Origin of the sequence: Sphingobium sp. SA2 (assembly GCF_032227065.1) — a bacterium.
GTDB lineage: Bacteria > Pseudomonadota > Alphaproteobacteria > Sphingomonadales > Sphingomonadaceae > Sphingobium.
The window spans coordinates 594635-607880 of sequence record NZ_JAPMXX010000006.1 but is presented as its reverse complement, the minus strand read 5'-3'; the positions used below and the strand labels follow the sequence as shown (position 1 = coordinate 607880).

The window sequence follows — 13246 nt, the reverse complement described above, 5'->3', positions numbered from 1 at the left end:
TCTCCTAGAGGCGGGGCAGATAATGATCGCCATGGCTGATGGCGCGAAAAAGCGGGCCGTCGCGGCGGACGAGCAATATGGCTTCGCCCTCCGCCAGCGATTGGCCGTCATTGTCGGGTTCGACCATGACATAATGGGCCTGGCCGTGATGATCCTCCACCCGCGCGCGGGCGGGCGATCCGGCGCTGGCGCGGCCGGTGACGATCTGCGCCGGGCTGCCCACCAGCATGTCGAGCGATACCGCCGTCGTATGGTCGCGCGGTAGCAGGGGCGCGAGCAAGCGCGCGGCAAGGCCGGTTGCGGGGAGGGCGGCGAGCAAGGCACCGGGCACCGCGATCCAGGGCGTCAGCAGCGTACCGATAAAGTCCAGCGCGAGGCGCTGGCCCGTCAGCCCGATCATGCCGACCATCGCGAGGAAGATTGCGATCAAGGCGAGCAGGGGCAGGCGGCCAAAGCCGAGCCAGCCCAGCAGATCAGCATCGCTGTCCAGGTCGAGATCGACATCGCCCGCCAGGCCAAGCGCCTGCACGCCGCCGATCAGCAGCATCAACAGGATGGCTGACAGGAAGACGATATTTTCCGGCGCTAAAAGAAAGGCCACCACCCGCCAACCCCCTGATTCGGCGGAATGCTAGACCAGCGATGGGCGGGAGGACAGGATAAAGCGAAGGCGCGCGGCCCTATCGCGCGGCTACGTCGCGGCTGAGATAGACCTCCGCGACGCGGCCGTTCTGCATGGCGCAGGTGAAGCGGCGGGTGGTGCCGGTGGTGGCGCGGTAGCTGGCGCGGGTTTCGACTTCGCCGTCGATATTATAGCCGCCCTGGGTGGGGCGGGGCTCGTCCATGGCGCGGATTTCGGCATAGCCGCCCTCGCGGGTCTGCGCTTCGTCGCGGGCGGCGAGGGCGCAGGCGTCCGCCATAGCGTCGGGGTTGCCGACGACGTCCGAGAAATCCTCCTCGCCGGGTGCTGCGCCTTGGCGGTCCAATCCATAGTCGGTGCCGGTGGCCGGGGGCGGAGCGTCATCGTCGGCATAGGGCGCGTTGCCGCGGGCGGCCTGCTTGTCCTTGGACAAAGAGGAGGCGACGATCGCGACTGCGCCGATCAGCGCGGCGACGCCCACCGCATCGCCAAAGCCGAAGCCATTGCCCCGGTCGCGATGATGATGGCCCCAGCCGCGATCATAGCGAGGGCGCGCTTCGGCGGCGCTGACGCTGCCGAGCATCAGGCCAAGGGCCACCAGCGATCCCGTCATCCAGCGCGTCTTGCCCATCATCCCGATCCTTTTATCCTGCGATGAACCGACTTGTATCCGCGTCCGGCTGTCGCGCGGCTGAACGGATCAGGTCAGCGGCGCGCTCGCCCAATGGCGCAGCCGCGCATAGAGCCCTGCAATGACGCCCGCGAAGATCAGGATGGCGAGCGGCACGGCCCAATGGCTTTCGCCCACCAGCGCCAGCGGCGTGTCGCTGTCGGTCGCCGCGACGATGCCGGCGAAAGCGACGCCGAACAGGCTTTCGCCGACGATGAAGCCGGTGGCCATCAGCACGCCCATGCGCTCGGCAAATTCGGGGTTGGACTGGCGCAGCGCCCAGCGATTGTAGAGATGGCCGATCAGCGCGCCGACCGGGATCAGCAGCGTCAGCGCCATCGGCAGATAAATGCCCATGCCGACCGCCAATGGGGGCAGGCGCAGCTTGCCTGCCTTGCCCAGCAATTCGTCGGCCAGCACCACGACCGCGCCGATGCCCGCGCCGATGCCGATCAGGCCCCAGTCGAGATCGCCGCCCAAGACGCCCTTCGCCAGCGCAGAGATGAGCGCTGCCTGCGGGGCGGGCAGGGCGTTCGGCCCGGCGCCCGGTGCCCCGGCAAAGCCGAAGGCGCTGTTCAGCAGGTCCAGCACCGGCGGGATGACGAGCGAGCCGAAGAGGACGCCCAGGATCAGGGCGATCTGCTGCTTCCAGGGGGTCGCGCCGACGAGCTGGCCGGTCTTGAGATCCTGAAGATTATCGTTGGAGATGGTGGCGATGCCGAACACGATCGCGGTGGTGAAGAGGGCGTAGGCGACGAGCGCCTGGCTGCGATCCGGGTCGCCGCCCGACCCGTAAATGGCGGCGAGCATCAGCGATGCGCCCAGCACGGCGAGGATGCCGACGCCCGAAATCGGGCTGTTCGATGCGCCGATAAGCCCCGCCATATAGCCGCAGACCGACGCGATGACGATGCCCGCGACCAGCACATAGGCGAGCGTCAGGGCGATGACCGGCACTGGGTTGGCGGCGATCGGGCCGCCCTGCGCGAAAATCCAGAGCAGCGCGCCGATGGGCAGCATCGACGCGATGATGGTGCCGAAGACGATGCCGATGGGCAGGTCGCGTTCGGTGAGTTCCAGCAGACCGGCATTGCCCGCTTTGCGCGTTGCATTGGCGACGAGGGCGGAGCGGATACCGCCGATGATGGGGCCGAGAATCTTGAGCAGGGTCCAGATCGCCGCGACGCCGATGGTGCCCGCGCCGATGAAGCGCGCCTTGGTGCGGAAGGTGTCGCCGACGATGGTGGCGAGATCGCCGCCCGCGGGCACGGGCGCGGTCAGGAAGGGGACGATGCCGAACCAGCTGATCACCAGCCCCACGAACATGGCGACGCCGACCGACAGGCCGACCAGATGCCCGACGCCGATCAGCGCCATCGAAAAGCTGGTCGACATCGATGTCGCGCCGGTGCCGAAGCGGAAGAAGGTGGCGGCTTCCTCGGCGATCAGCCGGGTCTTGGCGATGATGGTGAAGGAGGCGGCGGCGACAGCGCTCAGCAGAATGGCGGACAGGCCGCGCTTATTTTCTTCCGCGCCCGCGCGCGATCCCGCGCCGACTTTCAGCACTTCGGCCGCCGCGACGCCTTCGGGATAGGGGAGGTCGGAGCCGGTGACGAGCGCGCGGCGCAGCGGCACCGAATACATGACGCCCAATATGCCGCCAAGCGCGATGGTGCAGGCCGACAGCCAATAGGGAAAGCCCTGCCACCAGCCGATCATCACCAGGCCCGGCAGCACGAAGATGATCGCCGAGAGCGTCCCCGCCGCCGAGGCGATGGTCTGGACGATGTTGTTTTCCAGGATCGTGCCAGTGGCGAACAGGCGCAGGATGGCCATGGAGATGACCGCCGCGGGGATGGAGGTCGCGAAGGTCAGGCCGATCTTGAGGCCGAGATAGACGTTCGCTGCGGTGAAGATGAGGGTGATGAGCGCGCCCAGGATGACGCCGCGCAGCGTCAGTTCGGCCATCCCGCTGGCCTGTGGCTTGTCCGTTGTCACCCTATATCCCCTTGGCTTCGTGCTTGTTGCTTGGGATTGGTAATAATGTTGCTTGGTCGTGGATCAATCGGAAAGTGCAATTGGGGCCGTCAGGAGGCCTTTTCCGCCGCAGCGGTGGCGGGCGCGACACGATCGAGCCAATTGTCCACCAGCCGCGTCCAGCGTTGATAGCCTTCGGGCTTCATATGCAAGCCATCGGCGCGAAAGAGCGAAGCGTCGGGCAGGCCGTCGCGCGCCAATAGCAGGCGGCCGACGTCGAGATAGGTGAAGCGGACCGCCGCCGCGCGCGCGGCCACGGCCTGATTGATCGCCGCCATTTTGGGCCAGAGCGTCCAGCGGATCGGGCTGGGCTTGAGCGAGAGGAAGGCGATGGGCGCGCGGGGATAGTCGTTGCGCAGCCGCTTGAGCAGGATCAGTATGTCGGCGGCGACCTTGTCAGGACTGGCGCCGGCCGCCAGATCATTTTCGCCGACATAGACGATGATCGTGCGCGGCTTGGTCGGAGGCAACAGCCGTCGATAATAGCGCAGCACATCGGGCGTGCTGGCCCCGCCAAAACCGCGATTGACGGTCGGGATGTCGGTGAAGCTGCCTGCTATGTCCCACAGGCGAATGCTGGAACTGCCCAGGAAGAGTGTCGCGCCCTCGACCGGCGGACTTGCGGCATTGGCCTTGGCGAACGCCTCGATCTCGCGCGCGAAGGGGAAGCTGGGATCGGCATTGGGCGGCCGATCCTGCGCCTGCCCGCCTTCCGCCTGTCCGCCTTGCACCTGCCCGTGCGCAATGCCAGGCAGCGCGAGCGCCAGCAGCAGCGCGGCGGCGCCCTTAATGGCGATGGAGCGGGCGCAGGCGATATTTACCGTCCGCATAGGCACCGAACATGCCGGTGATGGCGGGGTGGTCGACCGGCTCGTCACTGTCGTCGGTGACCAGATTCTGCTGGCTGACATAAGCGACATAGCTGGATTCGCCATTTTCGGCGAGCAGGTGGTAAAAGGGCTGCTGCTTGTCGGGCCGGGCATGTTCGGGGATGGCCTCATACCATTCCTCGCTATTGGCGAAAACCGGGTCGATATCGAACACGACGCCGCGAAAGCCGAACATGCGGTGCCGGACCACGTCGCCGATGCTGAAGCGGGAATGGACGATCGGCGGGGCCGTGACGCCAGCGCCGAAAATCTGAATCGTGTTTCTCATGTCCCCAATTTAGGGTGCTTCAACGCCGACACAAGAAAAAACCCGGAAACCCCGCTTGGCAAGCGCGATTTCATTCGCTAATGGCCGCCGCTCGACCAGGAACGCAGCGGCCATCGGCCCGGCGGACCTTCTGCGGAGAGGTGGCAGAGTGGTCGAATGCACCGCACTCGAAATGCGGCGTGCCCGAGAGGGTACCCAGGGTTCGAATCCCTGCCTCTCCGCCAATTATTTTCAAAAGCCTTTGATTTTAAGAGATTTTCCGGGCGTCGGTTCGTAGCAACCAACATTTTGGTTGATAGCATGTGAGATTGTCTTTTTGCGATAATAGCTCAATGCTGGCCCATTATCCCGACGCCATCGGGCGACTGTAGAAGGGTTAGCAGCCTTGGGCGTCCCCATGCTGGCTTTTCCCCTGTGAGTGCGCGCTCCGCCTCAAAGCGGAGCGGGGCAATGCGCCGGATCATTTGATCTCTAACATCGACGACACGATCATCGTGGCTGCTCGCAATTGACCAAAGGTCCTATTGCGCAACCTACAGGCTTTGCCATCCTGACATCCTGAATTTCAATGCGAAAATTGACCCAGGAGATATGATGATGCTGCACCAGGCGCTGGAGAAATTATCCGGCCATACCCTCATCCGCGATTGCTATGACAATTATATCGGTGGGGCATGGACGGCGCCTGTGAAGGGCGCCTATTTCGACAATATCTCGCCCGTGAACGGGCAGGTGGTATGCCAGGTGGCGCGCGGCACGGCCGAGGATATCGAACTGGCCCTGGATGCCGCGCACGCCGCCAAGGAGGCGTGGGGCCGGATGTCATCGACCGAGCGGTCCAACATCCTGCTGAAGATCGCCGACCGGATGGAAGCCAATCTGGATCTAATCGCGATGGCCGAGACGATCGACAACGGCAAGCCGATCCGCGAGACGACCCATGCCGATATTCCTTTGGCGATCGACCATTTCCGCTATTTCGCCGGTTGCGCCCGTGCCCAGGAAGGCTCGATCAGCGAGATCGACCATGACACCATCGCCTATCATTTCCACGAACCGCTGGGCGTGGTGGGCCAGATCATTCCGTGGAACTTCCCCATCCTGATGGCGGTGTGGAAACTGGCGCCCGCCCTTGCGGCTGGCAATTGCATCGTACTCAAGCCAGCCGAACAGACCCCGATGTCGATCCTGGTGCTGGCGGAGATTATCGGCGACCTGTTGCCGCCCGGCGTGCTCAACATCGTCAATGGCTTTGGCGTCGAAGCGGGCAAGCCGCTCGCCAGCAGCAAGCGGATCAGCAAGATCGCCTTTACCGGCGAAACCACGACCGGCCGCCTGATCATGCAATATGCGTCGGAAAACCTGATCCCGGTGACGCTGGAACTGGGCGGCAAGTCGCCCAACATCTTCTTTGCCGACGTGATGGACGCGGACGACGATTATTTCGACAAATGCCTCGAAGGCTTTGCCATGTTCGCGCTCAACCAGGGCGAAGTCTGTACCTGCCCCAGTCGCGCGCTCATTCAGGAATCGATCTATGACCGGTTCATCGAGCGCGCCATCGCACGGGTTAAGGCGATCAAGCAGGGCAGCCCGCTCGATCCATCGACGATGATCGGCGCGCAGGCGTCCAACGACCAACTGGAAAAGATCCTGTCCTACATCGCCATCGGTCGCGAAGAAGGCGCGCAGGTGCTGACCGGCGGCGAACGCGCCAGCCATGAGGGCGATCTGAGCCAGGGCTATTATGTGACGCCCACCGTCCTCAAGGGCCATAACAAGATGCGGATTTTCCAAGAGGAAATCTTTGGCCCCGTATTGGCAGTGACCACCTTCAAGGATGAGGCCGACGCGCTGGCGATCGCCAATGACACGCTCTACGGTCTGGGCGCAGGCGTATGGACCCGCGACGGGACGCGCGCCTATCGCATGGGCCGTGGCATCCAGGCTGGTCGGGTGTGGACCAATTGCTACCATGCCTATCCCGCCCATGCGGCCTTTGGCGGCTATAAACAGTCGGGCATCGGGCGCGAAAATCACAAGATGATGCTGGACCATTATCAGCAGACGAAGAATCTGCTGGTCAGCTACAGCCCGAAGGCCCTGGGTTTCTTCTAAAGGAATGGATTTCTTCTGAAGGTCGGCGGTGGGCATCATGGGATGCCTGCCGCTTCATTTTGGCGGAGACAGACGATGGTATCGCTTCCGGCACGCATCCTGTCCACCCCGCAGGCGGACGCCCTGATCACTCGTCTGACGGCTCTGCATGGGCCGCTCATGTTTCATCAATCGGGCGGGTGCTGCGACGGGTCCGCCCCGATGTGTTTCCTGCGCGGTGAATTTCGAGTCGGGGCGCAGGATGTGTTGCTGGGGCGGATTGCAGGCGATGTGCCGGTATGGATCGGCGCCGCGCAATTCGACTATTGGCGCCATACGCAGGTGATCATCGATGTCGTGCCGGGCCGGGGGGCGGGCATGTCGCTGGAAAGCCCCGAAGGCCTGCGGTTCCTGGTCCGCTCGCGCCTGTTTACCGAAAGCGAGTCGGCGCTGCTGGAGGCCGCCGGAGAACCGGCGCGCGGCGGCTGATTGCGCGACGCGGACCGGCCGTTTCGGCAAGCGATGATACGCTTGCCCCTTTCTGCACGACATATCCGGTCCAAAGCGCGAAAAGCGTCGGGTTTCGGGTGACAATATCGATCATCCCTGCGCATGATATTGCCATAAAGACGACAAGGCAGCGGGATGAGGGGCAAGGCGACGACAGACATCCTGAAGGCGGGGATAGGGTTTGCCTCCTCCCATGCCGATGATCCGTTCGAGGCCATGGCAGAACTGGGCGAGACGCTGGGCGCACAGCCGCTGGCCGGTGCGATGATCTTCTGTTCGCACCGCTATGATCGCGACCGGCTGGCGCGGGCGATCAACCGGCATAGCGAGGGTATGACGGTGATCGGCTGCACCAGTTCGGGGGAATTGACCGGCAATGGTTATGACAGCGACAGCCTGACCATCATCGGCTTTCCCGCCGACAGCTTCCGCATGACGTCCCATTGTTTCGACGACATCGATAATTTCGATCCCCAAGCCGCGCGCGAACAGGTGCGCGCGCTTGCGGCACGGGCGGAACGCGACAGCCGGGCGCTGGGCGAGAGCGTCAATCATGTCGCCCTGTTCCTGGTGGACGGCCTGTCGCATCGCGAAGAATTGCTGACCATGACGATCCAGGACGCCTTGGGCGACATTCCGCTGATCGGCGGCTCTTCGGGCGACGACCTGGCCTTTCGCCAGACGGCGATATTCGATGGGGGGCGCTTTCACGCCCGCGCGGCGGTCATTGCCATCCTGTCCACGAGCCGGGCGATACATGTGTTCAAGGCGCAGCATTATCGGCCGGGCGACCGGAAGATGGTAATTACCGGCGCGAACTCGCCTGAACGGATCGTGACGGAGATCAATGCCGAACCGGCCGCAGCCGAATATCTGCGGTTGGCGGGTCATGCCGGCGAAGCGCTGGGGACGGCGTTCTTCGCCGCCCATCCGCCGATGGTCCGTGCGGGCGGGGAATATCATGTCCGATCGATCCAGAGCGCCAACCCTGACGGGAGCCTCAGCTTCTACTGCGCCATCGACGAGGGCATCGTGCTGACGATCGGCGAGCCGGTGGACCGTATCGCCGGCATGGAAGCCCTGTTCCAGGACATCGATGTCCATGTCGGGGAAGTGGATCGGATCATCGCCTTCGATTGCGTGCTGAACCGGATCGATGCGGAACAACGGCAGATCAGCCGGGACGTATCCGCCCTTTATGCGCGGCATCGGGTCGTTGGCTTCAACACCTATGGCGAACAATATCATGCGCTCCATGTGAACCAGACGTTCAGCGGGCTTGCGATCGGAAAATGACGCAGGATGGCACCCGGTCGGACGCGGATAGCGAAGTCGCGCGTCTGCGCGAGGAGAACCGCAAACTGCGCAAGATCAACAGCGCGTTGATGGACCGCGTGGAACGGTCGACCGACATGTCGGCCAACGCCTTTTCGATGTTTGAAACCGCGATCTCGCTGGAGGCGAAGGTGCGGGATCGAACCGTCCAACTCGAAGACGCGCTTGGACGCTTGGCGAAGGCCAATGCGGACCTGAGCGATGCCCATGCCCGCGTCGATGCCGCCCGCATGCGCCTGCGCGATGCGATCGAATCGATCAACGAGGGGTTCGTGCTGTTCGATGCGGAGGATCGGCTGGTCCTCCATAACGAAGCCTATCTCGGCTTCTGGCCTCAAGTGGCAGACCATCTGGACGAAGGCGTGACCTTCCACGACATTGCGCGGATCGTGGCGCATAGCCAAAGCCCGGCCGGGGCACAGGTCGCGCCCGACCGCTGGGTTTCCGACCGGCTGGCCAAACATGGCATTGCCGATGGCGCGCAGGTGCAGCGGCTCGCCGATGGCCGCTGGATCCAGATCAACGAATTGCGCACCAGCGAAGGCGGCATCGTCGGCATCTATACCGATATAACCGAGGCCAAGGCGGAGGACGCCCGCGCCCGCGCGCGCGAACTGGCCGAACGCAATGTCGTGCTTCAGGCGACGCTCGACAATCTGTCGGAGGGGGTGTGCCTGTTCGACAATCGTCGGCAACTGGCGGCCTGGAACGAAGCGCTGCGCCGCCTGCTTGCCTTGCCGGATCATCTTGCGAGCGCACTGGCCAGCCATGGCGATCTGGTCCGCTGGTGTCGCGACACGCTGGGGCTGGACGATGGCGGCTGTCTCGATTGGCGCGGGGGGCATGCCGACAATCAAACGATCGTTCGCCGGTGCGCTGCTGGCCAGCGGCATTTCGAAATCCGGGCAAAGACCATGGCGGACGGCGGTCAAGTCTTCGGCTTCATTGATGTCACCGACATGCTGCGTGCGCAGGCGAGCTTGCAGGAAACGGCCGAAACGCTGGAACGCCGTGTGTCGGAACGCACAGGCGAACTGGTCGAACTCAATCGCAAGCTGGAAGGCGAAGTGGCCGAGCGGCGGGCGGTGCAAGCCGCATTGACGCAAGCCAAGATCGCGGCGGAAAAGGCGAACCTGTCGAAAACCAGCTTTCTCGCAGCGGCCAGCCATGACCTGTTGCAACCGCTCAATGCCGCGCGGCTGTTCGTCGCGGCGTTGGGTGACCGGCGGCTTGCGCTGCCGACGCGCGCGCTGGTCAACCAGACGTCGACGGCGCTGGATTCGGTCGAAGATCTGCTGGAGGCGTTACTGGAAATCTCGCGACTCGACGCGGGCGCGATCCAGCCGGAAATCGGGCATATCCGTATCGACCGGCTGTTGCAGACGCTGAACGTGGAATTTGCGCCGATGGCCCGTGCGGCGCACCTCGGCTTTCAGATCATAGCCGAGCCTCTCTGGGTCGAAACCGATGTCCGGCTGCTGCGCCGCATCCTTCAGAACTTCATTTCCAATGCGATTCGCTACACCCCCAGCGGATCCGTACGGGTCTGCTGCGCGGCGACGGATCAGGGGGTGGAAATCAGCGTCACCGATACCGGCCCCGGCATCGCGGCGGACAAGCAGGCGCTGATCTTCGAGGAATTTCTGCGGCTGGACACACGCTGTCAGGGTAAGGGGCTGGGCCTCGCCATCGTCAAACGGGCCAGCGACATGCTGGGCCATCCCATCACATTGCGGTCGGCACCGGGCGAAGGCGCCACATTCGCGATCACCCTGCCGATCGGGCAGGAACAGCGCGACGACGATCCCGACCGCGCGCCGCCGTCCCGCGATCGGCCGATGCGCAATCTTTCCGTGCTGGTGATCGACAATGAACGCCAGATCCAGTCCGGCATGCGGACGCTGCTGACCGGCTGGGGCTGTGCGGTGGCAACGGCTGACGGGTTCGATCAGGCCGCCTTGCTCTTCGCCGATGGGGCGCGGCCCGACATCATCCTGGTGGACTATCATCTGAAAGATGGCGAAACAGGCGATACCGTGATCCACCGCCTGCATGATCATTTCGGCGTCAAAGTGCCCGCCGTGATGATATCCGCCGACCGCGGCGAGGCGCTGAAAACCCAATTGGCGGCCACCGCGACGCCGTTGCTGAACAAGCCGGTGAAGCCGGCGCAGCTGCGCGCGTTGCTCCGAACGATCCTGGACTGATCGCCTAATTATCGCCGTCGAAGCGCACCCGGTTGGCCAGGATCACCGCCTGGGTTCGGCTGAACACATGCAATTTCTGAAGAATGGCGGAGACATGCGCCTTCACCGTGGTCATCGATACGCTCAGGTCATGGGCGATCTGCTTGTTCAAGCGGCCATGGACCAGATGGGTTAGCACCACCCGCTGCTGCGGCGTCAGGCTGCCGATGCGGTTGAGGATATCGGCTTCTTCCGGGCTTTCCTGCGGGCCATCCTCGATCGCGTCGGGCATGTAGATTTCGCCGGACACCACGCGATGCAGCGCATCGACGATCGCGCTGCGCTTCATCGACTTGGGGATGAACCCCGCCGCCCCCGCGGTCAGCGCCTCGCGCACGATCGCGCGGTCGAACGCGCCCGATATCATGACCACGGGCAGGATCGGAAAACGGCTGCGCAACAGGCGCAGTCCGTCCAGCCGCTTCACGTCGGGAATGTGGAGGTCGAGCAGGATCAGGTCGAAATTGGACTGTTTGTCCAGCGTCGTCAGCGCCTCCTCCATGCTGGCCGCCTCAAAGATCGCACAGCCGTCGAAGGTGATGGCGATGACGCTGCGCAGCCCGTCGCGGACGAGCGGGTGATCGTCGATGATCAGCACCCGCTCCATCATGACCTCGTCCGCCATCAGGTCGCCATCATCCCCCTGCATCCGTCCCCCCTGCCCATGACGATCGACCATGATCGGGGGCACGGCAAGACGGCCTGCCTGGCCTGCATAGTTCCCGCGCCCCATGACGATCATAGCAGCTATTCCCTTATTTCGGCAGCTTGAACACCCAGAGCGATCCGCCCTGGTTGATATCCTTGAAGGACTTGGCGACCTCGCCACCCCATAGCGGCACCGCGCCGCCCCAGCCGGACATGACGGCGACATATTGTTCGCCATCCTGTTCCCAGGTGACGGGCGATCCGACCACGCCCGACCCGGTCTGGAACTTCCACAATTCCTGGCCGGTCTTGGCATCGAACGCCTTGAGATAGCCCTCCGGCGTGCCAGTGAAGACCAGGTTGCCTGCGGTCGTCAGCACGCCGCCCCATAGCGGTGCCTTATTCTTATATTCCCAAACGATCGTGCCGGTCTTGGGGTCCATCGCCCGCAGCGCGCCGATATGATCGTCGGCGATCGGCTTGATCGTGAAGCCCGCGCCCAGATAGGCCGCCCCCTTCTTATAGGCGATCGGTTCGTTCCAGATGTCCATGCCCCAGTCGTTCGACGGGATGTAGAACAGCCCTGTGTCCTTGCTATAGGCCATCGGCATCCAGTTCTTGCCGCCCAGGAAGGACGGGGAAGAAAAGACGCTCTTGCCCTTTTCCGTGCCGTCGGGCGCGCCGGGCCGACCCGCCGGGATCACCTTGGGCTTGCCATTCTTGTCATAGCCATCGGCCCAGGTCGTCTGCATCACGAACTTATTGGCGCTGATGAATTTGCCATTGGTGCGGTCCAGCACGAAGAAATAGCCGTTGCGGTCGGCCTTCCCGCCCAATTTCATCGGCTTGCCGTTGATCGTGGCGTCGAAGGGTATGAATTCGTTGACGCCATCGAAATCCCAGCCGTCATGCGGCGTGGTCTGATAATGCCATTTGATCACGCCTGTTTCAGGATCGATCGCCAGCGTCGAGGCGCTGTAGAGATTGTCGCCGGGGCGCAAATGGCTGTTCCAGGGGGCCGGGTTGCCGGTGCCGAAATAGAGAAGGTTGGTTTCCGGGTCATAAGTGCCGCCAAGCCAGGTCGCGCCGCCGCCAGTCTTCCACATGTCGCCCTGCCAACTGGCGTTGAGCTTGCCGGTAATGCCATTATCCTTGCCGCGCAGGGTGCCCATATTCCCTTCGATCACCGGCCGGTGCCAGATCAACTCGCCCGTATCGACATCGCGCGCCTCCACTGCGCCGACCACGCCGAACTCGCCGCCCGAATTGCCGGTGATGACCATGCCCTTGACGATCAGCGGCGCGGCGGTGGCGCTATAGCCCGCCTTGTAATCGGCAATCTGCTTGTTCCAGATGACCTTGCCGGTCAGCCGGTTGAGGGCGACGAGCCGCGCGTCGAGCGTCGCGAAGATGATCTTGTCGCCATGGATGGCCGCACCGCGATTGACGACATCGCAACAGGGCATGATGCCGTCGGGCAGGCGGGCATTATATTCCCATTTTTCCTCGCCCGTGCGCGCGTCGAAGGCATAGAGGCGCGAATAGGAGCCGGTGACGTAGATGGTGCCGTCATAGACCAGAGGCTGCGATTCCTGCCCCCGCTGCTTTTCGCCACCCAAGGATGCGGCAAAGGCGGGCACCAGCCGCGATATGGTCTGGGTATTGAGCGCGGTGAGTGGGCTGAAGCGCTGCGCCTGTGGCCCCATGCCATAGGTCAACACGTCGCCGGTCGATGTCGCATCGGCCATCAAATCCGCATCGGTCGGCCCCTGAGCGACCAGCGGTGCCGTGGCCGTCAACAGCGCCAAAGTGACGGCGCCGGTTAGCGAACGTGTGAAACGCCCTTTCATGATCATCCTCCCTGTTATGGGCGCGCGCGGCGCCTTCGACGTGCAGATTATGGGG

The 13246-nt window shown here is 63.6% G+C and carries 11 protein-coding genes and 1 tRNA gene; 5 read left to right on the top strand and 7 right to left on the bottom strand.

What is annotated here, in order from left to right:
- Positions 1 to 4 precede the first annotated feature (4 nt).
- The 5 genes from OVY48_RS10515 to hspQ form a co-directional block, all read right to left on the bottom strand.
- Positions 5 to 604 carry an OB-fold-containig protein gene (locus OVY48_RS10515; RefSeq protein ID WP_313922822.1) on the bottom strand — a complete coding sequence of 200 codons (600 nt, stop codon included), beginning with the start codon at positions 602 to 604 and terminating at the stop codon, positions 5 to 7.
- Positions 605 to 680: 76 nt separating this feature from the next.
- Positions 681 to 1271 carry a hypothetical protein gene (locus OVY48_RS10510; protein WP_313924750.1) on the bottom strand — a complete coding sequence of 197 codons (591 nt, stop codon included), beginning with the start codon at positions 1269 to 1271 and terminating at the stop codon, positions 681 to 683.
- A gap of 69 nt (positions 1272 to 1340) precedes the next feature.
- Positions 1341 to 3278, bottom strand: coding sequence for an OPT family oligopeptide transporter (locus OVY48_RS10505; protein ID WP_313924749.1), 1938 nt, complete (start codon positions 3276 to 3278; stop codon positions 1341 to 1343).
- A gap of 119 nt (positions 3279 to 3397) precedes the next feature.
- Entirely contained in the window at positions 3398 to 4177 is a 780-nt protein-coding gene (locus OVY48_RS10500; protein ID WP_313922821.1) for a GDSL-type esterase/lipase family protein, read from the bottom strand.
- Complete coding sequence (gene hspQ / locus OVY48_RS10495) at positions 4134 to 4505, bottom strand: heat shock protein HspQ (RefSeq protein WP_037475101.1); 372 nt, start codon at positions 4503 to 4505, stop codon at positions 4134 to 4136. The genes OVY48_RS10500 and hspQ overlap by 44 nt, the downstream gene beginning before the upstream one ends.
- 134 nt (positions 4506 to 4639) lie before the next feature.
- On the opposite strand from hspQ, the gene OVY48_RS10490 reads away from it, so the two are divergent.
- The 5 genes from OVY48_RS10490 (at position 4640) to OVY48_RS10470 (ending at position 10654) form a co-directional block, all read left to right on the top strand.
- Positions 4640 to 4729: transfer RNA gene (locus OVY48_RS10490), tRNA-Ser, on the top strand.
- A 373-nt stretch (positions 4730 to 5102) separates the two neighbouring features.
- A complete protein-coding gene (gene adh, locus OVY48_RS10485) occupies positions 5103 to 6623 on the top strand; it encodes an aldehyde dehydrogenase (RefSeq protein WP_313924748.1) in 1521 nt (506 codons plus the stop codon).
- Between the two features lie 75 nt (positions 6624 to 6698).
- Complete coding sequence (locus OVY48_RS10480) at positions 6699 to 7091, top strand: DUF779 domain-containing protein (protein WP_313922820.1); 393 nt, start codon at positions 6699 to 6701, stop codon at positions 7089 to 7091.
- A 156-nt stretch (positions 7092 to 7247) separates the two neighbouring features.
- Positions 7248 to 8408 (top strand): FIST N-terminal domain-containing protein, encoded by a 1161-nt coding sequence (locus OVY48_RS10475; RefSeq protein WP_313922819.1) that lies wholly within the window; start codon positions 7248 to 7250, stop codon positions 8406 to 8408.
- Positions 8405 to 10654, top strand: a complete 2250-nt coding sequence (locus tag OVY48_RS10470) for a NahK/ErcS family hybrid sensor histidine kinase/response regulator (RefSeq protein WP_313922818.1) — start codon at positions 8405 to 8407, stop codon at positions 10652 to 10654. The genes OVY48_RS10475 and OVY48_RS10470 overlap by 4 nt, the downstream gene beginning before the upstream one ends.
- A 4-nt stretch (positions 10655 to 10658) precedes the next feature.
- On the opposite strand, the gene OVY48_RS10465 is transcribed toward OVY48_RS10470, so the two are convergent.
- Both OVY48_RS10465 and OVY48_RS10460 read right to left on the bottom strand, forming a co-directional pair.
- On the bottom strand, positions 10659 to 11435 hold the full coding sequence (locus tag OVY48_RS10465; protein WP_037475094.1) for a response regulator: 777 nt from the start codon (positions 11433 to 11435) through the stop codon (positions 10659 to 10661).
- Positions 11436 to 11448: 13 nt separating this feature from the next.
- Positions 11449 to 13191, bottom strand: coding sequence for a methanol/ethanol family PQQ-dependent dehydrogenase (locus OVY48_RS10460; protein WP_313922817.1), 1743 nt, complete (start codon positions 13189 to 13191; stop codon positions 11449 to 11451).
- Positions 13192 to 13246: the final 55 nt, after the last annotated feature.